Raw genomic sequence first — 21886 nt, 5'->3', positions numbered from 1 at the left:
CGGGGAAGAGGCAGGCCGGCCGGTAAGCGGCCCCGCATACGCGCACACACGCATACACGCATACGCGCACACACGCAGAGGCGTACGCACGTACGCACCGCAGAGACGAGGAGGCACGCACGCCAGTGGACGCCGAGCTGACGAACAAGAGCCGCGAGGCGATCAGCGGGGCCAACGACCGGGCCGTCACGGACGGGCACCCCGACATCACCCCGGCCCACCTTCTCCTCGCCCTGCTCCAGGGCGAGGAGAACGAGAACGTATCGGATCTGATCGCGGCCGCCGACGCCGATCAGGCCGCCCTCCGCTCGGGTGCCGAGCGCCAGCTCGCCGCCCTGCCCAGCGTCCAGGGATCGACGGTCGGCAAGCCGCAGCCCGACCGTCCGCTGCTGGCCGTCATCGCCGACGCGGGACAGCGGGCGAAGGAGCTGGGCGACGCCTACGTCTCCACCGAGCATCTGCTGATCGGCATCGCCGCCAAGGGCGGAGCCATGGCGGACCTGCTCCAGGAGCAGGGCGCCACGGAGAAGAAGCTTCTCGAGGCGTTCCAGGCCGCGCGCGGCAGCCGCCGGGTGACCAACCCCGACCCCGAGGGGACGTACAAGGCGCTGGAGAAGTTCGGCACGGACCTGACCGCCGCCGCCCGCGAGGGCAAGCTCGACCCGGTGATCGGGCGCGACCAGGAGATCCGCCGCGTCGTGCAGGTGCTCTCGCGCCGTACGAAGAACAACCCGGTGCTCATCGGAGAGCCGGGCGTCGGCAAGACCGCCGTCGTCGAGGGACTCGCGCAGCGCGTCGTCAAGGGCGACGTGCCCGAGTCGCTGCGCAACAAGCGGCTCGTCTCCCTCGACCTGGGTGCGATGGTCGCGGGCGCGAAGTACCGCGGCGAGTTCGAGGAGCGGCTGAAGACCGTGCTGTCGGAGATCAAGGAGAGCGACGGCCAGATCATCACCTTCATCGACGAGCTGCACACCGTAGTCGGCGCGGGAGCCGGCGGGGACTCCGCCATGGACGCGGGCAACATGCTCAAGCCCATGCTGGCCCGCGGTGAGCTGCGCATGGTCGGTGCCACGACCCTCGACGAGTACCGCGAGCGGATCGAGAAGGACGCCGCGCTGGAGCGCCGCTTCCAGCAGGTGCTGGTGTCCGAGCCCAGCGTGGAGAACTCGATCGCGATCCTGCGCGGGCTCAAGGGCCGCTACGAGGCGCACCACAAGGTCCAGATCGCCGACAGCGCCCTGGTGGCCGCCGCCGCGCTGTCCGACCGGTACATCACCTCGCGCTTCCTGCCCGACAAGGCCATCGACCTCGTCGACGAGGCCGCGTCCCGGCTGCGCATGGAGATCGATTCCTCGCCCGTCGAGATCGACGAACTCCAGCGTGCCGTCGACCGGCTGAAGATGGAGGAGATGGCGCTCACCAACGAGACCGACCCCGGCTCCGTCGAGCGCCTGGAGCGGCTGCGCCGCGAACTGGCCGACCGCGAGGAGGAGCTGCGCGGACTGAACGCCCGCTGGGAGAAGGAGAAGCAGAGCCTCAACCGCGTCGGTGAGCTGAAGGAACGGCTCGACGAGCTGCGAGGGCAGGCCGAGCGGGCCCAGCGCGAAGGCGACTTCGAAGCGGCGTCGCAGCTTCTCTACGGTGAGATCCCGGGCGTGGAACGGGAGCTGGCGGAGGCGTCCGCCGCCGAGGAGGAAGCGGCCTCCCAGCAGCAGGAGGTCCGCGAGACCATGGTCAAGGAGGAGGTCGGCCAGGACGACATCGCCGACGTCGTCGCCTCCTGGACCGGCATCCCCGCAGGCCGGCTGCTGGAGGGCGAGACGAAGAAGCTGCTGCGCATGGAGGAGGAGCTGGGCACGCGTCTGATCGGCCAGAGCGAGGCGGTGCGCTCCGTGTCGGACGCCGTGCGCCGTACGCGCGCCGGTGTCGCCGACCCGGACCGCCCCACCGGCTCCTTCCTCTTCCTCGGACCGACCGGTGTCGGCAAGACCGAACTGGCCAAGGCGCTCGCGGACTTCCTCTTCGACGACGAGCGGGCCATGGTCCGCATCGACATGAGCGAGTACGGCGAGAAGCACTCGGTGGCCCGGCTGGTCGGCGCGCCTCCCGGCTATGTCGGCTACGAGGAGGGCGGCCAGCTCACCGAGGCGGTACGTCGCCGCCCGTACAGCGTCGTGCTGCTGGACGAGGTGGAGAAGGCGCACCACGACGTCTTCGACGTGCTGCTCCAGGTCCTCGACGACGGACGACTCACGGACGGGCAGGGACGCACGGTCGACTTCCGCAACACCATCCTGGTCCTCACCTCCAATCTGGGCAGCCAGCATCTGATGGACCCGCTGGAGAAGCAGGAGGAGAAGCGGGAGAAGGTGCTCGCCACGGTGCGTGCCTCCTTCCGCCCCGAGTTCCTCAACAGGCTGGACGACGTGGTCGTCTTCTCGGCCCTCAGCACCGACGAGCTCGGCCGCATCGCCGAGCTGCAGATCGACGGCCTGCGCAGGCGCCTCGCGGAGCGCCGTCTCGACCTGGAGGTCACGCCCGACGCGCTGGCCTGGCTGGCGATCGAGGGCAACGACCCGGCGTACGGCGCACGGCCGCTGCGGCGCCTGGTGCAGACGGCGATCGGTGACCAGCTCGCCCGCGAGATCCTCTCGGGCGAGGTCATCGACGGTGACACCGTACGTGTGGACGCCGCGCCGGACGGTACGGGACTGGAGGTGCGTCCGGGCCGAGGCGCCTGAAAGGGCGTCCGGCCCGGCGGTCCGGCCCGGCTGCCCGGCGGGGACGGCAGGAACGGAGGCGGCACGGGAAGTCCCGGCGGCCCCACTCCCGTTACCTCCCGTAACCGGTGCCGTCGCCGGTGCCGTCACCGGGTCGGGTTGCGTGGAGCGGGCGAGTGTGAGGGAGGATGGCAGGAACCGTACGAAGGGACTTACACGGTGAGCATCGACCCGTCCTCGATTCCGAACTTCGGGGGCCAGGAGCCCGACCCGCAGGAGTCCGGTCCGACCGGCCCTGTCATCCCCGACCAGGAGCTGGTCAAGCAGCTTCTGGACCAGATGGAGCTGAAGTACGTCGTCGACGAGGAGGGAGACCTCGCGGCGCCGTGGGAAGAGTTCCGTACGTACTTCATGTTCCGGGGCGAGGAGGAGCAGCAGGTCTTCTCGGTCCGTACGTTCTACGACCGGCCCCACCCGATCGAGGACAAGCCCAAGCTGCTGGAGTCGATCGACGACTGGAACCGGCGCACGCTCTGGCCGAAGGTCTACAGCCACACGCACGACGACGGCACCGTCCGTCTGATCGGTGAGGCCCAGGCCCTGATCGGTACGGGCGTCTCGCTGGAGCACTTCGTCTCCAGCGTCGTCAGCTGGGTGCGGGCGTCGATCGAGTTCGACAAGTGGCTGGTCGAGCACCTGGGCCTGGAGAAGGATGCGGAGTCCGGCGAGAAGCCGGGCGACGACGAATCCTGACGAGCGCGGACGGCTGACGCGCGGGAACCTCCGCGCCGAGCGCCGTCCCGTGCGGCCCTGCGTCCATGGGCTTCCACGGCAGGGGGCGCATGAGCGGTGGAGCGGGCCGGGATCTCACCCGGCCCGCTCCACTGGCGCCCGGGGCGCCACTCAGCGCTCGGTCACGGTGAACCGGCGCAGTTCGAGGGCCGGATTCACCTTGCGTACCGCGTTCATCCGCTCCCGGGAGACGGTGGCGACCGCGTTGCCGGTCTGCTCGCCCAGCGAGGCGAGCACCACTCCCATCGGGTCGATGATCATGCTGTGGCCGGAGCCCGTCGGGGCGCACTGGCCGGCCGCCGCCACGAACACCGTGTTCTCGATCGCGCGGGCCCGCAGCAGCGTGACGAAGTGGTCCTCCTTCAGCGGCCCCGGCACCCATGCGGCGGGCACCAGCACCACGTCGGCGCCCGCGTCGACCAGGCGTCTGGTGACCTCGGGGAAGCGCAGGTCGTAGCAGGTCTGCATGCCCAGGACCAGTCCGTCGACCTCGAACGTCACGGGTGGTTCGAGAGCGCCGGGGTGGACGAACGCGGACTCGGTGAACCCGAAGGCGTCGTAGAGGTGCTGCTTGCGGTAGAGGGCGGCGATCTCGCCCGAGGGGGACGCGGCGACGAGGGTGTTGAAGATCGTGCTGCCGTCCCGGCGCTCGTTCACGCCGGCCACCACATGGATGCCGAGCCGTGCGGCCGTCTCGCGCACCGCCGTCGTGTACGGGCCGTCCAAAGGCTCCGCGGAGTCGACGAAGCGCCTGTCCATGGCGGGCGCTGTGTACATCGCGTACTCGGGTGCGACGATCACCCCCGCGCCGCGGTCGGCTGCCTCACCGGCAAGCTCACGCAGCGCGGCCAGGTTCGCGCTCTTGTCCTTACCCGGCGCGAACTGCGCCACGGCGATGTCGCCCATAAGGCTCCTCCTCACTCCGGTCCGCCCGACGGTTCCTCGCCGTACGGCCTGCCTGTTCCTCTTCCTCGTGGTCGACGTCTTCCCCGTGGCCGGCGCCGCTCCTCTCGCCCTGGGCCGCCGACGTAACCGGCGACCGCGACCGCGGGCGGGTGCCGGCAGCCGGACGCCCGCAGCCGGACGCCCGTAGCGGTATCGTCGCCCGGCAGGTACCTTGTGCCGCATGGTACTTTCCGGTGGAGTGCATTCCGGAGTGAGCCAACTCCGGCGTGGAATCCTGCAGTTCTGCGTTCTGGCTCTTCTTCGCGACGGCGAGAAGTACGCCTTCGAGCTGGTGCGGGAGCTGTGCGACGCCCATGGCCTCGCGACCAGCGAGGGCACCATCTACCCGCTGCTCTCACGGCTTCGCAAGGAGGGGTGGGTGAGCACCGCCTGGAAGGAGTCCGAGACCGGGCCACCGCGCCGTTACTACACCCTCTCGGCCGCGGGGCGAACGGCACTGGCGGACTTCGCGGGGGAGTGGGGGACCTTCAAATCGACCGTCGACAACCTTCTGGGCAGTGAGGGGAAGCACCGGTGACGTCCCAAGGAGACCAGCTCGTCGAGGAATACCTGCGCCGTTTCGACAACGCCTCCGTGTTCCTCACGGAGGAACGCCGCGCAGAGCTCAGGCAGGAGATCGTCGAGCACATAAGCGCCGACACCGAAGAAGCAGAGGCCGTGCACGCCGACGCGGTCCGTGCCGCTCTGGAGCGGCTGGGCCCGCCGGCGGACATAGTGGCCTCGGAGACGGGTTCAGGGGCGACGGATTCCACGCAGGTCCTCGGCCACGACTCCCCTTCCCTCGGCAGCACAGCCCACGAAGACGACGGGCGCCTGCCTCCCGGCGGCGCTTCCGCGCCCGCTCCCCCTGCCCGGCCCCGGAGACTCGCGCTGGTTCTCATCGGGGCAGTGGCGGCGGCAGTCGTGTTCGGCTTCCTGGTGCTGGCGACGAGCATCACGGCCGGCGACGACGTCCAGCCGGACCGGGCACCCTCGGTCACCCGGCCGCCGGGCGGTGCGCCCGACAGCGAAGGTCTTGAGCGGTCCCCGTCGGACTCCCCCGATGCCTCTCGCTCGTCCTCCCAGGAGCCCACGCCCTCCACGGACACTCCCACCACGACACCTTGAGGAGGCGCGGCGCGGGAAGACCACCGTGGGGCGTCGGGCGGGTGCTTCCCGGGGCAGAGCAGGGCAGGGGGCCAGGTTCGGAGCAGGGGCAGGCGTACGGGACAGGGGTGAGCCACCGCCCTCGCCGAGCAGCTGGCCGAGTACGCACCCCGGGCCCGGCGCCCATGAGCCGGCGGCGGGCGCGGGCTCACTTCTGCCGGAGGCGTGACGCGGCCTCCCGGAGCACTTCCTCCTTCTTGCAGAAGGCGAAGCGGACGTGGCTGCGGCCGGCGTCCGGGTCGTCGTAGAAGACGGCGGTGGGGACGGCGACCACGCCGCAGCGTTCGGGCAGGGAGAGGCAGAAGCCGATGCCGTCCTTCTCGCCGAGCGCGGTGATGTCGGTGGTGATGAAGTAGGTCCCCTGGGGGCGGAAGACGTCGAAGCCCGCCTCCGTCAGGCCGCCGGTGAGAAGGTCGCGCTTGGCGAGCAGGTCCTCGCGGAAGCCGGTGAAGTAGCTGTCGGGGAGGCGGAGCGCCTCGGCGACGGCGTACTGGAAGGGGCCGGCGCTGACGTAGGTCAGGTACTGCTTGGCGGTGCGGACCGCGGCCACGAGGGCGGCGGACGCCGTGACCCAGCCGACCTTCCAGCCCGTGAAGGAGAAGGTCTTCCCGGAGGAGGAGATGGAGACCGTCCGCTCGCGCATGCCGGGGAGGGAGATGAGCGGGATGTGCTCGCCGTCGAAGACGAGATGCTCGTAGACCTCGTCGGTGACGACGAGCAGGTCGCGTTCGACGGCCAACTCGGCGATCGCCGCCGCCTCTTCGCCGGTGAGCACCATGCCCGTCGGATTGTGCGGCGAGTTCAGGAGCAGCAGCCGCGTGCGGGGGGTGACGGCGTCGCGCAGGGCGTCGATGTCGGGGCGGAAGCCGGGGGCGCGGAGGGTGAGGGGGACGCGGGTGGCGCCGGCCATGGCGATGGAGGCGGCGTAGGAGTCGTAGAAGGGCTCGAAGGCGATGACCTCGTCGCCGGGCTCCAGCAGCGCCAGCATCGAGGCCGCGATGGCCTCGGTGGCGCCCGCCGTGACCAGGATCTCCGTGTCGGGGTCGAAGGTCAGGCCGTAGAAGCGCTGTTGGTGCTCGGCGACAGCGGTGCGCAGTTCGGGAATGCCGGGGCCGGGCGGGTACTGGTTGCCGCGGCCGTCGCGCAGGGCGCGTACGGCGGCCTCGCGTACGGACTCGGGTCCGTCGGTGTCGGGGAAGCCCTGGCCGAGGTTGATCGCCCCGGTCTTCACGGCGAGGGCGGACATCTCGGCGAAGATCGTCGAGCCGTGACCCTCCAGCCTGCGGTTCAGCAGCGGCCTGTCACTCATGCCCACCATCTCCTCACGCCGGATGCCGACCGTCCAGCCCCCATCCTGTCCGATCGGGCGAGCGGATATCACGCCCCCGGTCCGGCAGCGGGGCAGCGGGCCCCCGACGGCCCCGGCGCATCCGCGGTGTCCGTCTCGCGGAAGCTCTCGTCTTGCTCAACTCGGCTTTGACGCACGCCGCCCCCGGGCAGAAGCCCGTGCACATCGACAGGGCGCCGACGCCCGGGCGTCCGCGGGGACACCGGGGCGAGCGGCGTACGGGAGCGGTGCGGGCCGCACCCGCACCGCGGAACAATGGGGGATCGGATCATGTCCGAGTTTTTCGTCATCGTGCTGGTCGTGTTGTTCGTCGCGGGTCTGGCAGGTCTCCTCGTCGCCGTGTCGAGGAGCAGCGGCGGCTCCGGCCGCCGGCCCGCCCGGCGCGGTGGCTCATCGAGCGGTTCCACCGGTGCCGCCGCCGGATGGTGGGCGGGTGACACCGGAGACGGGCACGGCGGGGGTTCCGACGGCGGTGGCTCGTCCTGCGGCGGTTCGTCGTCGTGCGGTGGAGGCGGTGGCGGCTGCGGTGGCGGTGGGGGCGGCTCCTGACCGTCCAGCGCCGCGTCACGGGTTCGACTCAGGGCGTCCTTTCGCAACTCCGTTCCCCCGGTGGGCGCTCGGCAGTTGAACATTTGAACTGCTTTCCCCCCGGGGGGATGAAACCAGGAGAAGATGGGCCATCCCGCTGTGGCAGCACACATTTCATGATTCGGTGATTCTGTATCCCCGGACCTGGCGTGGGCACGAGCCGGAGACACGGATCCCCAACACGACGTGGAGGAGCGTGCCGGCCCACCCCTCCACTGCGTGCTTGCGGAGCCGACCCATGCTCACCACTCTCACCACCCCCTACACGGACACCCGCGCGGGCGACCTCGCCTGGGCCCTCGGCCGCGAACCGCTCCCCGCGCTCGCCTCGAACGAACTGGAACTCGACGGCGTCACCGTGCAGTTGCGGCTGCTCGGCGCCTCGCACCAAGTGCTGCTCGCGGGCGAGGGAAGCACATGCTCCGAGACGGTCGCCTGCATGCCCGGCAGCAGCACACCGCTGCCGCTGGGCGTCTCCAAGCGCATCGGCGAGTGGGAGTACGAGTTCGCGGCGCGCGTCGAGCGGCTCTCGCCGGGCTCGTTCGCGGGTCGCGCACAGGAGTTGCTCGCCCTGGTCTCCGACCATCCCAACGGCCTCGCCGGTACGTTCCCCGGCGCGCCGCTCGCCTTCACCGCACTGCTGGTGCAGCGGCACGCGGGACAGGTCCACTGGCGCACGTGGCACTCCTACCCGCAGGAGGGCCGGCTCGTCTCCACCCGTACGCGCGTCGGCGCACGGCCGCCCGAGGCCGCCGGGAACGCGCGGAGCGCCGCCGGATCGGCGGGCGGTGCGGGGGAGTTCCCTCCCCACGGCTTCGCGGGTCTCGCTCCCGCGCAGACCGGCACCGCCGCGGCTCCGGGTGCGCGCACGGTGATCCCGGCCGTCCCGCTGGGAGCTCAACGCTCCGCGATGGTCTGAGAGTTGAGGACGGCAGAGGCTTCCGCGCCGTCACTCGCCGTGCCACCGCGCGCTTCGCTGCGCAGGGTTTGCCGCCCCGGCACACGTGTGGGTGTCGAAGAGTGCAAATCCGGTCACGTAGCGTGCACGGCATGATCGACAGCCCCTCAGCCCCGTCCGACGACGCGAGGCTGCCCGTGCCCGCCGGGATCGGGCGCGGGCTCGTACTCGCCTCCGTGTTCGTCTGCGCCGCCTGCGGGCTCGTCTACGAACTGGAACTCGTCGCCCTCGCCTCCTACTTGGGGGGCGACTCCGTCACGCAGGCATCCGTCGTGCTGTCCGTCATGGTCTTCGCCATGGGCATCGGATCGCTGCTGGCCAAGCGGCTGCGCTGCCGCGCCGCGACCGGATTCGCCCTCGTGGAGGCGCTGCTCGCCCTCGTCGGAGGCGGATCGGCGATGGCGCTGTACGCCGGCTTCGCCTGGTTCGGCAGCGCACACGTCGGACTGGTCGGATTCTCCCTCGCGATCGGGGTGCTCATCGGCGCCGAGATGCCGCTGCTGATGACGCTCATCCAGCGCATCCGCCGGCAGGACGCGGGCGGTGCCCTCGCCGACCTCTTCGCGGCCGACTACGTGGGCGCCCTGGTGGGAGGGTTGACCTTCCCCTTCCTGCTGCTGCCGTTCTTCGGCCAGTTGACGGGCGCGCTGCTGACCGGAGTGGTCAACGCCCTCGCGGGCGGTGTGGTGGTGCTGTGGCTCTTCCGCCACGACGTCAGCGTCCGTACACGCTGGAGACTGCTCGCCGCGAACGGGGCGGCCGTGCTCCTGCTGGTCCTCGCCACGGCGTTCGTCGGCCCCTTCGAACGTGCGGTGCGGCAGGCGGTGTACGGGGAGGACGTACGGGTTGCCGTCCGCACGGACGCCCAAGAGGCCGTACTGACAGGCGATGTGAACCCGGCCGGGTACGAACACGGCGCCCGCCCCCTGCAGTTGTTCCTGGACGGGCGGCTGCGGGCGTGCTCCGCCGACGGGCACCGCTACCACGCCTCACTCGTGCGTCCCGCCATGACGGGCGGCCCCAGTGAGCGGGTGCTGATCCTCGGCGGCGGCGACGGACTGGCGCTGCGGCAGGTGCTGCGCCACGAGGGCGTACGCGCGGTGACCGTCGTCGGCGCCGACCGGGGCGTGGTGGAACTGGCCCGCGAGGACCCCGGGCTGCGGCGGCTCAACGACGGCGCGTTCGAGGACCCGCGCGTCCGCCTGGAGACGGGCGAGGACGCCTTCGCCCGGCTGCGTCAGCGCGTGGACGCACCGCCCTACGACGTCATCATCTCCGACCTCCCCGACCCGGCGATCTCGACCAGCGCCAAGCTCTACTCCCAGGAGTTCTACGGGCTCGTCGGCCGCTCCCTGGCCGCACACGGCCGCCTCGCGGTGCACGCGGGCCCGGCCGGGGCGAGCCCCCGCACGTACTGGACGGCGGAGGCCACCCTCCGCTCGGCCGGCCTGCGCACTTCGCCGTACGTCGTCGACGGAACGTCCTGCGGCAGGGACGTGGACAGCGCGGAGGGCGCCGCGGGTGAGGGAAGGGCGGGAGACGCCGGACTTCCGGCGGCGCGCGTCGCGGACAGCCGGCCGCGCGACTGGGGATTCGTACTGGCGCACCACAGGGGAGGCACCGAACGGAACGCACCACCGCCCCCCACCCGCTCGCAGTCGCTCACCACGCTCACCGGCGCGCACGGTGAACGGCTGCGCGGTCCCTTTGCCGCGAAGAGTCTGCGGACGGCCCGACTGCGCGCGGAGCGGCTGCGCATGACGGGGCTTGCGCCCTCGACCCTGACGCACCCGCGCTACTGAGACCGCGGCTGCTGACGCCCCGTCCGCCGGCGCGCGGTGGTTCGGGCGGGTGCGGCTCGCGGAGAAGTGGGCGTCGGCCGGTCACATGTACGGGGTGCGGTGGGTAGGCTCCGCTCCATGGAGCACGAGGTGAACGTTCCGTTTTCCGTCGGGCCGGTACGGGCGGCGCTCTCCGAGCCCGAGCGCGTGATGCGTTGCGTGCCCGGGCTGCAACTCGACGAGGCCGGGGGCGCGGGCCGCGCGAAGTCCGCCGGCTCCGCCTCCGCCACGGCCGAAGGGCGCCTGCGCGTCCGTGTCGGCGGTTCCACGATCACCTACCGCGGCACCCTCACCCTCACCCCGCGCGGTGAGGAGTTCGCCGTCAAGGGCAGCGGTACGGAGGCACGGGGCAGCGGTTCCGTGCGGCTGAACCTCAAAGTCGTGCCGAGGCGGGCGGAGGACGGCGAAGCGACCCGCCTCGTCTGCAAGGGCACCGTGAAGGCCGACGGACGCATCGAGGACGTCGAGCCGAAGACGGCGGCCTCCGCCGGTCAGCGTCTGCTGGAACGCTTCGCCAAGGCCCTCGGCGACAGCATCCGGGAGGACCCGCCGAAGGCACCGGACTCCCCCGGCGCGCCTGCCGCCGAAGCCTCGACCGGCGAGCCGCCGGCGGGGGAGCCCTCCGGGGGCATCGGCGAGCCCGACGACAACGAGCGGGCCATCCCCGGCATCCCGGGGCCGGACGCCCGCGAATCGCGCTCGTCCGGCGAGAGTTCCGGGGAGACCCCCGGTGAAGCCCCGACCCGCGGCGAGGCGCCCGAAGGCGCGTCAGCCGGTGAGCGGGCCGACTCGGCCGAGGGAGCGGGACCGGGTGACGGGACCGGCGCGCGGGAGCAGCCGGAGGGCCCCGACCGCCAGGACCGCCCGGACCGCCCGGACCTCCCGGAGCGCAAGGATCGCCCCGATCGCCCCGAGCGCCCCGGAGTGTTCGGGACGGACGTCCCGCCCTCCTCCCTCGGTGCTGACGAGGAAGAGGACGCCGAGGCGGCCGCGGAGGCCGAGGCGGCACACGCCCGCCGCACGATGATCGGACGCAGCGCGGAGGAGGTCGACCACGCGCCGCCGCGCGGCCGCTACAGCCCCGTCCCCGTGCCGGAACCCCTCGCCAGGTCGGCCGCGCTGCGCTGGGTCGCCCCGGCCACGGCTGCTGTCGTCGCCGGAGCCGTCGTGATCGGCCGGGCGCTGCGCCGCCGGCGGTGACCGGGCAGGTCGCAAGGTTCATTCGGATGAGCGGAGGTTTAGGGTCACGTCATGACTCACACCGCCACCACCGAGGCAGACGTCACGCTCCGCGCAGGCGATGCCGAGTTGACTGTCGAACCGCACCGGGGCGCCCGGATCTCGTCGTTGAAGGTCAGCGGCACCGAAGTGCTCCGGCAGGGCAACAGGTACGGCTCGTTCGTGATGGTGCCCTGGTGCGGCCGTACGGACCAGGGCCGCTTCCGCAGCGGAGGCGAGCTGTACCAACTGCCGCTGGACAGCGGCCCGCACGCGATCCACGGCACCGTGCGCGAAAGCGGCTGGCGCACCGTGCGGCACGACGAGCGGTCCGCGGCCTTCACCTGCGAGCTGAGCGACCCGTGGCCCTGGGAGGGCCGGGTGACCCAGGTCGTCGAGCTCGACGAGGACGGTGACGGGCTGACGCTTGCCCTGGGAGTGGAGGCGTCGGACGCCAGTTTCCCGGCACAGGCCGGCTGGCACCCCTGGTTCCTGCGCAACCTCGGCGGGAACAGCGGTGACGTACGCCGACTTCGACGCCGAGTGGCAGGAGGAGCGCGGCGTCGACCACCTCCCCAGCGGCAGGCGCATCACGCCGCGCGAAGGCCCCTGGGACGACTGCTTCGGCATGCCGCAGGGCGTGGACGTCACCCTGACCTGGCCGCGGAAGCTGGAGCTGAAGGTCGCCAGCCGCGCCGAGTGGGTGGTGGTCTACGACGAGCAGCCGGACGCCGTGTGCGTCGAGCCGCAGACGGGCCCGCCCAACGGCCTCAACAGCCATCCGCAGCTGGTCACTCCCATCCAGCCGCTGGAGGTCTCGGCGACCTGGACCTGGCGTGCCCTGACGTGACCGGCGGCCCCTCCGGGCTGGCGGAGGGCCGGTCGGCTTAGGGTCGGGGGCCATGAGCACTGGATCCTCCTCCCCGGGCGCGTCACCTCTCGCCTCCCCCACCGGCGCGCGTGACGCGCTGCTCCGGCAGATCAAGGACAAGGCCGTCGTGCCCGGCAAGGTCACCCTCTCCTCCGGCCAGGAGGCGGACTTCTACATCGACCTCCGTCGCGTGACCCTGGACGGCGAGGCGGCGCCTCTGGCGGGCCAGGTGATGCTGGACGTCACCTCCGGAGTCGACTTCGACGCCGTCGGCGGGCTGACGCTGGGCGCCGACCCGGTCGCGTCGGCCATGCTGCACGCGGCGGCGGCGCGCGGGCGGACGCTGGACGCGTTCGTCGTACGGAAGGCCGGCAAGGCCCACGGGCTGCAGCGGCGTGTCGAAGGCCCGGACATCAAGGGCCGACGGGTGCTGATCGTCGAGGACACCTCCACGACGGGCAAGTCACCGCTGACCGCCGTGGAGGCGGCACGCGAGGCAGGCGCGGAGGTGGTCGCGGTGGCCACCATCGTGGAACGGAGCGCGGCGGCGGCGATGGAGCGGGAGAACCTCCGGTATCTGCACGCTTTCGACCTGTCGGACCTCGGCCTGGCCTGAGCCCGGCGTGCGACCGCCGGCGTGCGGACTGCCGTGTCGCTGTGCCGGGCCGCGCCGCGCTGTGCCGCGCCGCGCCGCGCCGCGCTCGGTCGGGACGGTCCGGAGCGGGCGGGACGCTCCGGACAGCCTGAGGACGGGTCGCACGCAGGGTGTAGGGGCGGGGTGTACGGGCGGGTCCAACCCGGAAACAGGACATGACGCGGTGAACTGGGCTTTTCATGCGGCAGGTTGACGGCTGTTCCACGTGAAACCCCGCCGTTGCCGACGCCTCGCGCCGGCGTGTCCTCGTGCGCTCGTGAACCACCGACTGGAGCATCGGCGCCTGTCTGGGAGGATGGGGGCGACGATGATGTCGTTCCGTTGAGCCGAAGACCGGACCCGAGCCGACACGCACCCCAAGGAGCGGACAGATGCCCATCGCGACCCCCGAGGTCTACAACGAGATGTTCGACCGGGCGAAGGCGGGCAAGTTCGCCTACCCCGCCATCAACGTCACCTCGACGCAGACCCTGCACGCCGCGCTCCGCGGCTTCGCGGAGGCGGAGAGCGACGGCATCGTCCAGATCTCCACCGGCGGAGCCGAGTTCCTGGGTGGTCAGTACAGCAAGGACATGGTCAGCGGAGCCGTCGCGCTGGCCGAGTTCGCACACATCGTCGCCAAGAAGTACCCGGTGAACATCGCCCTGCACACCGACCACTGCCCGAAGAACAAGCTCGACGGGTATGTACGGCCGCTGCTCGCGGTGTCCAAGGAGCGCGTGGACGCCGGTCAGAACCCGCTCTTCCAGTCCCACATGTGGGACGGCTCCGCCGAGACGCTCAAGGACAACCTCGAGATCGGGCAGGAACTGCTCGCCCTGGCCACCGCCGCGAAGATCATCCTCGAGGTCGAGATCACCCCGACCGGCGGCGAGGAGGACGGCGTCACACACGAGATCAACGACGAGCTCTACACCACGGTCGACGACGCGCTGCGCACCGCCGAGGCCCTCGGCCTGGGCGAGAAGGGCCGCTACCTGCTGGCCGCCTCCTTCGGCAACGTGCACGGTGTGTACAAGCCGGGCAACGTGGTGCTCCGCCCCGAGCTGCTGAAGGACCTCCAGGAGGGCGTCGGAGCCAAGTTCGGCAAGCAGAGCCCCTTCGACTTCGTCTTCCACGGCGGCTCAGGCTCCACCGACACGGAGATCGCGACCGCGCTGGAGAACGGCGTGGTGAAGATGAACCTGGACACCGACACCCAGTACGCCTTCTCCCGCCCCGTCGCGGACCACATGTTCCGCAACTACGACGGCGTGCTGAAGGTCGACGGCGAGGTCGGGGACAAGAAGACCTACGACCCGCGAAGCTGGGGCAAGGCCGCCGAGAAGGGCATGGCCGAGCGCGTACAGCAGGCGTGCGCGAACCTGCGCTCGACGGGCACGCGGCTGAAGTAGCGCGGGCGGTCGCGCAGGCGGCACGGCGGGCCACTCCTCCGGCCGCCGGGGCGCTCCGGCCGTCACAGCGCTCCACCCGATCCGTCCGCCGCCCGCCCGCCGGCCGTCCGCGGGGCCTTCCCGGCTCCGTGGCCGCCCGTACGGGGCGGGCGGCGGCGCTGTGTCCGTAGCGGCGCAGCGCCCCGTGCCGACAAGGCAGACTGGAGAGCATGAGCATTCACGAGAATCTTCTCGGGGGCCCGCCCCCGACCCATCTGCCCGACGACCCCGGGCCGCGCGAGCTGCTCGCCTCCGGGACCGCGCCCGTCGAGGTGGCCGCGGAGTACCCGGCGTCCTCGCTGGCGTGGGCGCTGCTCGCCGACGACGCCTTCGAGGCGGGACGGGTCGTCGAGTCGTACGCGTACGCGCGTACCGGCTACCACCGCGGGCTGGACGCACTGCGCCGCAGCGGCTGGAAGGGCCACGGACCCGTGCCCTTCGAACACGAGCCGAACCGTGGCTTCCTGCGCGCGCTGCACGCGCTCGCCCGAGCGGCGGAGTCGATCGGGGAGCACGAGGAGTACGAGCGCTGCTCGACCTTCCTCAAGGAGAGCTCGCCCACCGCAGCCGCGACGCTGTCCTAGCCGTCTGCCGTCTGCCGTCTGCCGTCTGCCGCCTGTCACGGGGGCGGGGACGGGCCGTGGCGCCGCTCCGGGGGCCGTCCCCCGGAGGGTGCCGCACCGCGGGAAGGCCCGCGGTTTCCTCGCGGCGACACGGACCGCCGGGGCGGGTGATCAGGGCATCTACCTGCTTCCCTTGTCCCGGCGGGCCGCCTCGCCGATGATGATTCCTGGACCCGCCGGACCGGAGAACCGTGGCGGGACCGAGGGGACCGGGGCTCCACCGTCTACAGAGAAGGAGCGGACCGCTACCCGGACACCACGTTGAGGAGACAGCGATGTCGCACGACGTCGAGGACCCCGAGGCCGGTGCGCAGGCACCCCACCTGGACTTCGAGGGCACCACCCCGTACGAGGACTATGTGCAGGCTGACGTCCTCACCCATCTTCAGCATCCGCTCTCGGACGACCCGGGCGAGATGGTCTTCCTCGTCACCACGCAGGTCATGGAGCTGTGGTTCACGGTCGTCGTGCACGAGTGGCAGACGGCCGCCGAGAATCTGCGTCAGGACGAACTGCCGGGCGCGCTCGCGGCGTTGAAGCGTTCCACATACGAGCTGATGTCGCTGAACGCCTCCTGGGAGCCGCTGGCCCACCTGACACCCGCGCAGTTCAACTCCTACCGCTCCGCGCTGGGTGAGGGTTCCGGCTTCCAGTCGGCGATGTACCGGCGGATGGAGTTCCTGCTCGGTGAGAAGTCCGCGTCGATGCTCGTACCGCACCGCGGCGCTCCCCGTCTGTACGCCGAGTTGGAGAAGGCGCTGCACGAACCGAGCCTGTACGACGAGGTGTTGCGCCATCTGGCCCGGCGCGGCGAGCCGGTGCCCGCGCGGGTGCTCGACCGGGACGTCTCCAAGCCGTACCAGCCCGACCCCGAGGTCGAGGCCGTGTGGGCCAGGGCCTACGGGCAGCCGGAGGAGGGAGACGTCGTACGGCTCGGGGAGGCGCTGACCGAGGTCGCGGAGCTGGTGTGGCGGTGGCGCAACGACCATCTGGTCGCCACACGGCGCGCGATGGGCTCCAAGGTGGGGACGGGCGGCTCGGCGGGCGTGGCCTGGCTGGAGAAGCGTGCGGCGAAGAACGTCTTCCCGGAGCTGTGGACAGCGCGCAGCCATGTCTGAGGCGACGGCCGGGCGACTCGACGCCGAGGACGAACTCGCCGGCCACCGTGAGAAGTTCGTACTGGACGACACCGTCTATCTCGACGGCAACTCCCTCGGTGCGCTGCCCCGTTCCGTGCCCGGGCGCCTCGCCGAGGTGGTCGCGCGGGAGTGGGGCGAGCTGCGTATCCGCTCCTGGTCCGAGTCGGGGTGGTGGAGCGCGCCCGAGCGGATCGGCGACCGCATTGCGCCCCTCCTGGGCGCCGCGCCGGGGCAGGTCGTGGTCGGCGACTCCACCAGCGTCAACGTCTTCAAGGCGGTGGTGGGCGCGGTGCGCCTCGTCCGCCAGGAGCACGGCGGCGGGCGTGACGGAGGCGGCGCGGGGCGCGGGGAGATCCTGGTCGACGCCGCCACCTTCCCCACCGACGGCTACATCGCGCGCTCCGCGGCGCGCATGACGGGCGCAACGGTGCGGGCCGTGCCGGTCTCGGGGATGGCGGAGGCGGCAGGCCCGTCCACCGCCGTCGCACTCGTCAATCATGTCGACTACCGCACCGGCGAGTTGCACGACCTGGCCGCCGTCACCTCCGCCGTGCACCGCGCCGGCGGGCGGACCGTGTGGGACGTGTGCCACAGCGCGGGCGCGCTCCCCGTCGAACTCGACGCGCAGGGTGCGGACTTCGCAGTCGGCTGCACCTACAAGTACCTCAACGGCGGCCCCGGGGCGCCCGCGTTCCTCTACGTGCGGCGGGAGTTGCAGCCCCGCTTCGAGTCGCCACTGCCGGGCTGGACCTCGCACGCCGACCCGTTCGCGATGTCGGACGGTTACCTGCCGGGCGAGGGCGCGGCGCGCGGGCGCGTGGGCACACCCGACATCCTCTCCATGCTCGCGCTGGAGGAGGCGCTGAAGGTCTGGGACGGGACCGGTGTCGCGGCGGTGCGTGCCAAGAGCCTCGCCCTGACGGACTTCTTCCTGCGGCGGGTGGGTGAGTACATCCCCGGCGGACGGGCCGGACGGCTGCGTCTGCGGTCCCTGACTCCTCAGGCGCACGAGCGGCGCGGCAGTCAGATATCGCTGCTGTGCGAGCGCGGTCCGGAGGCCGCCGGTGGCGCCGAGGGGGGCGGCGACGCCGCCGAGGACGTGATGGCCGGGCTGCACGCGCGGGGCATCGTCGGCGACTTCCGCCGTCCCGGTGTGCTGCGCTTCGGGTTCACCCCGCTGTACACCTCGTTCGGCGACGTGGACCGTGCGGCGCGGGCCCTCGGTGAAGTGGCCCGCGAACGAGGCGGTGAGGTGGGCAGTTGAGGGGGACGGACGCGGGACGGGGAGCAGGGAACGACGGGGAGCTGAACGCACTGCTGGACCTGCGTCCGGTGCCGCCGGAGCGGACCCTCGCCTACGGTGAACACCCCTCCCAGGTCGTCGACCTGTACGGGGTGGACGCCACGGGCCCGCGCATCACCGTTCTGCACGGCGGCTACTGGCGCGAGGCCTACGACCGCACGCACCTCTCCCCCTTCGCGGGAGCGCTGGCGCAGCGGGGCATGACCGTCGAACTCGTCGAGTACCGGCGGGTGGGCGGCGGTGGCGGATGGCCCGCCACGGCGCAGGACGTCGCCGCCGCCCTCGGCCTGCTCGGGCCGCCCCCGGACGTGCTCCTCGGCCACTCGGCGGGAGGCCAGCTCGCGCTGTGGGCGGCGGCGGGCATGGGGGGCATGGGGGGCACGGGCAGCACGGCGGGCACGGGCAGCATGGCGGGCACGGGCGGCGCGGACGCGGTGTCCGGGCGGGACGATGCGGCGGGACGCGTCGTCGCGGTCGCCGCGGTGACCGACCTGGCCAAGGCACACCGGCTGCGGCTGAGCGAAGGGGCGGTCGGCGAGTTCCTGGGCGCCGGCGGGGCTTCGCGGGAGCAGACCGAGGAGCTGGTGCGCGCCCGGCTGCCCGAGGCGGACCCCATGCGGCTGCCGCCGAGGGTGCCGGTGGAACTTCTGCACGGCACCGCCGACGAGGTGGTTCCGCTGGAGATGTCGCGCGGTTACGCGAGCGACTGGGGCGCCCGCCTCAATCTGCTGACGGGCACCGGCCACTACGCGGCGTTCACACCGGGCACGCCCGCCTTCGGCGTGCTCGTCGACGCACTGGCCTGAGACCGTCCGGGTCCGCGGTCAGGGCGACATGCGGAAGTCCGCGAAGTCGAAGCCCGGCGAGACGACGCAGCTGACCAGCGTCTCCCCCGAGCGGTCCACGGGACGGGCCCGCTGCCAGACGCGGGGCGGCACGACCGCCTGCGGAAGCTGCCCGCCCGTCACGTCCGCCCCCAGCGTGAGCGTCTCCGGCTCCCCGGCGGGTACCTCCCCGCTGCCGCCGAGCTGGAGGCGGAGCGGCGATCCGGAGTGCCAGAGCCACAGCTCGGCGGAGCGTACGACGTGCCAGCACGACTCGTCACCCGGCCCCAGCAGGAAGTAGATCGCGGTGGCGCTCGCCCGCTCGCCGTCGTAACCGCCGGGACGCAGCGACACCTCGCTGCGCCAGGTCTCCCGGAACCAGCCGCCCTCCGGGTGCGGTTGCAGACCCAGTTCACCGATGAGCGGGGAGAGTCGGGTCATCGGGCGCAACTCCTTCACGGTAGGGGCAGTTCGTCGCCGAGCGGGTGTACGTGCCCGCCGGGCCCCGGGATGGCCGGGATTCACATGATCCTGACACCGGTTGTTGCCGCATGCTGCCATGGTCCGGCGTTGACCGGGCAGTTGGCGTCCTGAATGCTGATGGCCGCTGGAGGGACCTGTTAAGGGGGACCCACCGTCATCCCCGGTCCAGCGCGACACCGGCCGGTCCGGGTGGTTCCTCCAGGTGATGGGAGTTCAAGGGCGTCCCGCCCGGACTCCGCGTGACGACGCGGGAGTTCGCTGGACGCTGGACATCATGGCGCCGGGGACGGTCTCCCGTTCGCGGGAGTCCCCGGCGGATGTATTACTCGGAGGAGTTCAGCATGATGGAGCACAAGATCAACGAGCGGATCGACGGAGAGCTCGTGGAGAGCGACAGCGGCCAGATCGTGGCCGAGGGGTCGCCCGTCCTCGCCACGCCGGCGTTCGCCGCCGCCGTCGCCACCGCCGCCGTGGGCGGCTACGTCGCCGGCCAGAACGCCGGCTGAACGAGCTGAGACCCTGCGGGGCCGGCGCATCCTCGTGATGCGCCGGCCCCGCTGCCGTGTCCGGCAGGCCGACGTGTTCACAGGAACGAGTTGACCTGGATCGTCTCGTCGCGGCCCGGGCCCACCCCGATCGCGGAGACCGGGGCGCCGGACATCTCCTCCAGGGCCTTGACGTAACCCTGGGCGTTCTTCGGCAGGTCGCTGAAGGACTTGGCCCCGGTGATGTCCTCCGACCAGCCCGGCAGATATTCGTAGACGGGCGTCGCGTGGTGGAAGTCGCTCTGGCTGAAGGGCAGTTCGTCGATCCGCTTGCCCTCGACCTCATAGCCCACGCAGACCGGGATGCGCTCCCAGCCGGTCAGTACGTCGAGCTTGGTGAGGAAGAAGTCGGTGAGGCCGTTGACGCGGGTCGCGTAGCGGGCGATGACGGCGTCGAACCAGCCGCAGCGCCGGTCGCGTCCGGTGGTGACGCCGCGCTCGCCTCCGATGCTGCGCAGCGCCTCACCGTCCGCGTCGTGCAGTTCGGTGGGGAAGGGGCCCGCGCCCACGCGCGTGGTGTACGCCTTGAGGATGCCGATGACCCGGCTGATCTTCGTCGGCCCGACGCCGGCGCCCGTACAGGCGCCGCCGGCGGTGGGGTTGGAGGAGGTGACGAAGGGATACGTGCCGTGGTCGACGTCGAGCAGCGTGCCCTGACCGCCCTCGAAGAGGACGACCCGGCCCTCGTCGACCGCGTTGTTGAGGATCAGCGAGGTGTCGGCGACGTAGCCGCTCAGCGCGTCCGCGTAGCCGAGCAGCTCCTCGACGATCTGGTCGGTGCGGACGGCACGCCGGTTGTAGAGCTTGGCGAGCACCTGGTTCTTGAAGTCGAGTGCCGCCTCGACCTTCTGCGTCAGGATCGACTCGTCGAAGAGGTCCTGGACGCGGATGCCCACCCTGTTGATCTTGTCCGCGTAGGCGGGGCCGATGCCGCGGCCGGTCGTGCCGATCTTCCGCTTCCCGAGGAAGCGTTCCGTCACCTTGTCGACCTCGGTGTGGTACGGCGTGATCAGGTGGGCGTTGCCGCTGATGAGGAGCTTCGAGGTGTCCACGCCGCGCTCGTTCAGCCCGCTCAGCTCGGAGAGCAGGACCGACGGGTCGACGACGACGCCGTTGCCGATGACCGGGACGCAGCCCGGGGAGAGGATGCCTGAGGGCAGGAGGTGCAGCGCGTACTTCTGGTCGCCGACGACGACCGTGTGACCGGCGTTGTTGCCGCCCTGGTAGCGCACCACGTAGTCCACCGAGCCACCGAGGAGATCGGTGGCTTTCCCTTTGCCCTCGTCACCCCACTGGGCACCGAGCAGCACAAGTGCGGGCACAGGCGTACACCCCTTCCGGGCGGGGCATGTCCCACGTGCGTGGCGCTTTTGCCATCGCAAGAGCCGCGGACCGGTGCCCCAGATAGAGGAAGCCCCTGGCGCAACAGCGACAGGGGCTCTTGCACCGAGAGGTTACCTGAGAGAGGAACAAGGTGTCGGCTCCAGACCCCACGGGGACCTCGCGGCCTCCGCTGCTCCTGGTCATCGACCCCGCCGCCCGGATGTGGGACGGGGAGTCGGTGCGCATCGCCCGTGACGTGCTGTGTGCGGGCGCACCGGGTGTGAAGGTGTGCCTGCCGGAGAGCCAGGAGGAGGCCGAGCGGGCGCTGGCCCGCCGGGGATCCCGCCGTCCGGTGGTCGTGGGCGACGACGTGGCGCTGCTGCGGACGGTGCAACTGCTGCACCGCGAGCGTCAGTTGGGTGATGCCGCGGTCTCGGTGGTCCCGGTCGGCGCGAACGAGCGCGTGGCGCTGACGCGTGGCCTGGGCGTACCGCCGGACACCGTCTCCGCGGCCCGTACGGTCCTGGACGGCGTCGAGCAACGGCTGGGCCTGCTGATAGACGACAGCGGCGGTGTGGTCCTGGGCGGGCTGCGCATCCCGGAAGGGGCGGACGGTGACGCGCGGCGGCCGGCGGCGAAGCCGCGGCGTGAGCCGGCGGCGCGGTCGGGGCCGCCGACCCGGGGGCCCCTGTCGCGGTCGGTACGCGCGGTGCGGGGTGTCCGCGGCGGCCGGGGCCCGCGTGGCGAGATCTCCTTGCCCGCACAGCGGTTGAGGGTGGAGGCGGACGGGAAGCTGCTCGCCGATCTGGACCAGCCGGTGGCGGAGGTCTCGGTGACACCCGTCGAGGGGGCGCGGGACCTGGCGCAGGTGACGGTACGGCCGCGGACGGCGGACCGTTCGGGGCTCGTGCGCGTACGGGCCAGGGCGGTCACGGTCTCGGGGCCGGACTTCCACTACCGTGCGGACGCTCTGGTCGGCGGCCCGGTCAGGGTCCGTACGTGGACGGCGCTGGCGGGGGCGTGGAGTCTGACGCTGCCCGCTTGAGGGGCAGGGGCAGGGGCCGGGCCCACGGTGCCGGCAGGGTGCTGGCCGGGGTACTGCGGGGCCGG

Annotated in this window: 19 protein-coding genes and 2 pseudogenes; 17 read left to right on the top strand and 4 right to left on the bottom strand. The window is 71.9% G+C overall.

Features of this window, described 5'->3' with window-relative positions; translation table 11 throughout:
* Positions 1–125 precede the first annotated feature (125 nt).
* Both clpB and H343_RS0127135 read left to right on the top strand, forming a co-directional pair.
* On the top strand, positions 126–2741 hold the full coding sequence (gene clpB / locus H343_RS0127140) for an ATP-dependent chaperone ClpB (protein WP_028433686.1): 2616 nt from the start codon (positions 126–128) through the stop codon (positions 2739–2741).
* A gap of 198 nt (positions 2742–2939) precedes the next feature.
* Positions 2940–3473, top strand: a complete 534-nt coding sequence (locus H343_RS0127135; RefSeq protein ID WP_028433685.1) for a type III secretion system chaperone family protein — start codon at positions 2940–2942, stop codon at positions 3471–3473.
* A 150-nt stretch (positions 3474–3623) separates the two neighbouring features.
* Here the strand turns inward: H343_RS0127135 and H343_RS0127130 are convergent, their stop codons facing one another.
* Entirely contained in the window at positions 3624–4418 is a 795-nt protein-coding gene (locus H343_RS0127130) for a carbon-nitrogen hydrolase family protein (protein WP_028433684.1), read from the bottom strand.
* Between the two features lie 220 nt (positions 4419–4638).
* Here H343_RS0127130 and H343_RS0127125 point away from each other — a divergent pair, with 220 nt between their 5' ends.
* Positions 4639–4995, top strand: coding sequence for a PadR family transcriptional regulator (locus tag H343_RS0127125; protein ID WP_037905379.1), 357 nt, complete (start codon positions 4639–4641; stop codon positions 4993–4995).
* The gene (locus H343_RS0127120; RefSeq protein ID WP_028433682.1) at positions 4992–5585 is read left to right on the top strand and encodes an HAAS signaling domain-containing protein; all 594 of its coding nucleotides are present in this window, start codon (positions 4992–4994) and stop codon (positions 5583–5585) included. The genes H343_RS0127125 and H343_RS0127120 overlap by 4 nt, the downstream gene beginning before the upstream one ends.
* Positions 5586–5772: 187 nt before the next feature.
* Here the strand turns inward: H343_RS0127120 and H343_RS0127115 are convergent, their stop codons facing one another.
* Positions 5773–6933: a pyridoxal phosphate-dependent aminotransferase gene (locus tag H343_RS0127115; protein ID WP_051266160.1), complete on the bottom strand. Its 1161-nt coding sequence runs from the start codon at positions 6931–6933 to the stop codon at positions 5773–5775.
* A gap of 309 nt (positions 6934–7242) precedes the next feature.
* On the opposite strand from H343_RS0127115, the gene H343_RS34605 reads away from it, so the two are divergent.
* The 11 genes and pseudogenes from H343_RS34605 (at position 7243) to H343_RS0127065 (ending at position 18407) form a co-directional block, all read left to right on the top strand.
* On the top strand, positions 7243–7521 hold the full coding sequence (locus H343_RS34605; RefSeq protein ID WP_078506151.1) for a hypothetical protein: 279 nt from the start codon (positions 7243–7245) through the stop codon (positions 7519–7521).
* A gap of 277 nt (positions 7522–7798) precedes the next feature.
* Positions 7799–8305: pseudogene (locus tag H343_RS33150) on the top strand (DUF2617 family protein); the annotation flags it as partial.
* 305 nt (positions 8306–8610) lie between these two features.
* Positions 8611–10320, top strand: a complete 1710-nt coding sequence (locus tag H343_RS0127105) for a polyamine aminopropyltransferase (protein ID WP_028433680.1) — start codon at positions 8611–8613, stop codon at positions 10318–10320.
* A gap of 129 nt (positions 10321–10449) precedes the next feature.
* The gene (locus tag H343_RS35705) at positions 10450–11559 is read left to right on the top strand and encodes an SRPBCC family protein (protein WP_486587073.1); all 1110 of its coding nucleotides are present in this window, start codon (positions 10450–10452) and stop codon (positions 11557–11559) included.
* Between the two features lie 51 nt (positions 11560–11610).
* Positions 11611–12427, top strand: a pseudogene (locus H343_RS33145) (aldose epimerase family protein).
* Positions 12428–12479: 52 nt separating this feature from the next.
* Entirely contained in the window at positions 12480–13064 is a 585-nt protein-coding gene (gene pyrE, locus H343_RS0127090; protein ID WP_078506141.1) for an orotate phosphoribosyltransferase, read from the top strand.
* 410 nt (positions 13065–13474) lie between these two features.
* Complete coding sequence (gene fbaA / locus H343_RS0127085; protein ID WP_028433677.1) at positions 13475–14497, top strand: class II fructose-bisphosphate aldolase; 1023 nt, start codon at positions 13475–13477, stop codon at positions 14495–14497.
* A 209-nt stretch (positions 14498–14706) separates the two neighbouring features.
* Positions 14707–15120: a DUF3151 domain-containing protein gene (locus H343_RS0127080; protein ID WP_028433676.1), complete on the top strand. Its 414-nt coding sequence runs from the start codon at positions 14707–14709 to the stop codon at positions 15118–15120.
* A 314-nt stretch (positions 15121–15434) separates the two neighbouring features.
* Entirely contained in the window at positions 15435–16277 is an 843-nt protein-coding gene (locus H343_RS0127075; protein ID WP_028433675.1) for a tryptophan 2,3-dioxygenase family protein, read from the top strand.
* Complete coding sequence (locus H343_RS0127070; protein WP_028433674.1) at positions 16270–17562, top strand: aminotransferase class V-fold PLP-dependent enzyme; 1293 nt, start codon at positions 16270–16272, stop codon at positions 17560–17562. Before H343_RS0127075 ends, H343_RS0127070 begins: the two co-directional genes overlap by 8 nt.
* Positions 17559–18407, top strand: coding sequence for an alpha/beta hydrolase (locus H343_RS0127065; protein WP_106958963.1), 849 nt, complete (start codon positions 17559–17561; stop codon positions 18405–18407). Before H343_RS0127070 ends, H343_RS0127065 begins: the two co-directional genes overlap by 4 nt.
* An 18-nt stretch (positions 18408–18425) precedes the next feature.
* Here the strand turns inward: H343_RS0127065 and H343_RS0127060 are convergent, their stop codons facing one another.
* Positions 18426–18866: a cupin domain-containing protein gene (locus tag H343_RS0127060; protein WP_028433672.1), complete on the bottom strand. Its 441-nt coding sequence runs from the start codon at positions 18864–18866 to the stop codon at positions 18426–18428.
* Between the two features lie 383 nt (positions 18867–19249).
* Here H343_RS0127060 and H343_RS0127055 point away from each other — a divergent pair, with 383 nt between their 5' ends.
* On the top strand, positions 19250–19414 hold the full coding sequence (locus H343_RS0127055) for a hypothetical protein (protein ID WP_158679627.1): 165 nt from the start codon (positions 19250–19252) through the stop codon (positions 19412–19414).
* Between the two features lie 77 nt (positions 19415–19491).
* Here the strand turns inward: H343_RS0127055 and H343_RS0127050 are convergent, their stop codons facing one another.
* The gene (locus H343_RS0127050) at positions 19492–20775 is read right to left on the bottom strand and encodes an adenylosuccinate synthase (protein WP_028433670.1); all 1284 of its coding nucleotides are present in this window, start codon (positions 20773–20775) and stop codon (positions 19492–19494) included.
* 152 nt (positions 20776–20927) lie between these two features.
* On the opposite strand from H343_RS0127050, the gene H343_RS0127045 reads away from it, so the two are divergent.
* Positions 20928–21821, top strand: a complete 894-nt coding sequence (locus H343_RS0127045; RefSeq protein WP_028433669.1) for a hypothetical protein — start codon at positions 20928–20930, stop codon at positions 21819–21821.
* The last annotated feature ends 65 nt before the right edge of the window (positions 21822–21886 follow it).

The organism is Streptomyces sp. TAA204, assembly GCF_000424965.1.
The sequence above is the reverse complement of the archived record's forward strand: the minus strand, read 5'-3'. Positions and strand labels throughout refer to the sequence as shown.

Coding starts and splice junctions, on each gene's coding strand:
- H343_RS0127130 (WP_028433684.1), bottom strand. CDS start 4,418: ATGGGCGACATCGCCGTGGCGCAGTTCGCGCCGGGTAAGGACAAGAGC.
- H343_RS0127125 (WP_037905379.1), top strand. CDS start 4,639: ATGGTACTTTCCGGTGGAGTGCATTCCGGAGTGAGCCAACTCCGGCGT.
- H343_RS0127115 (WP_051266160.1), bottom strand. CDS start 6,933: ATGAGTGACAGGCCGCTGCTGAACCGCAGGCTGGAGGGTCACGGCTCG.
- H343_RS34605 (WP_078506151.1), top strand. CDS start 7,243: ATGTCCGAGTTTTTCGTCATCGTGCTGGTCGTGTTGTTCGTCGCGGGT.
- H343_RS0127105 (WP_028433680.1), top strand. CDS start 8,611: ATGATCGACAGCCCCTCAGCCCCGTCCGACGACGCGAGGCTGCCCGTG.
- pyrE (WP_078506141.1), top strand. CDS start 12,480: ATGAGCACTGGATCCTCCTCCCCGGGCGCGTCACCTCTCGCCTCCCCC.
- fbaA (WP_028433677.1), top strand. CDS start 13,475: ATGCCCATCGCGACCCCCGAGGTCTACAACGAGATGTTCGACCGGGCG.
- H343_RS0127080 (WP_028433676.1), top strand. CDS start 14,707: ATGAGCATTCACGAGAATCTTCTCGGGGGCCCGCCCCCGACCCATCTG.
- H343_RS0127075 (WP_028433675.1), top strand. CDS start 15,435: ATGTCGCACGACGTCGAGGACCCCGAGGCCGGTGCGCAGGCACCCCAC.
- H343_RS0127070 (WP_028433674.1), top strand. CDS start 16,270: ATGTCTGAGGCGACGGCCGGGCGACTCGACGCCGAGGACGAACTCGCC.
- H343_RS0127060 (WP_028433672.1), bottom strand. CDS start 18,866: ATGACCCGACTCTCCCCGCTCATCGGTGAACTGGGTCTGCAACCGCAC.
- H343_RS0127055 (WP_158679627.1), top strand. CDS start 19,250: ATGATGGAGCACAAGATCAACGAGCGGATCGACGGAGAGCTCGTGGAG.